The sequence below is a fragment of the Pantoea sp. JV6 genome (genome assembly GCF_025910055.1).
GTDB lineage: Bacteria > Pseudomonadota > Gammaproteobacteria > Enterobacterales > Enterobacteriaceae > Pantoea > Pantoea agglomerans.
On the sequence record NZ_JAPCIM010000038.1, the window covers coordinates 1 to 377 of the forward strand.

The 377-nt window shown below is 66.8% G+C and carries 1 protein-coding gene; it reads left to right on the forward strand.

Going from position 1 to position 377, the window contains the following annotated elements:
- Positions 1 to 377, forward strand: a 377-nt coding sequence (locus OK412_RS23430; RefSeq protein WP_264353665.1) for a phage late control D family protein, incomplete at both ends; no start/stop codon positions are given.

Sequence of the window (377 nt, forward strand, 5' to 3'; positions counted from 1 at the left end):
ACCGAGACGCTGTCCCGTCCGTTTGTGCTCACCGCTGAACTGCTGGCCACCGACGCGCGCATCGACCGCCACGCCCTGCTGGGGAAGCCGGTGACGTTTACGCTGCCGACCGACGGGCTGATGAACGCGCTGAGCCCGCGCTACCTCAACGGCAAAATCACCCGGGTGGCGGTGCGCAGCCAGGAGCTGAGCGGCACCCGCTACGCGGTCTATGAGCTGACGGTCGAGCCGGACCTGTGGCCGATGAAGCGCGACCGCAACCTGCGCATCTTCCAGAGCCAGACGGTGCCGCAGATTGTGCAGACGCTGCTGAAGGAGTACGGGGTCAATGTGGAGACGCGCCTGGCGGGCAGCTACCGGGTGTGGGAGTACTGCGT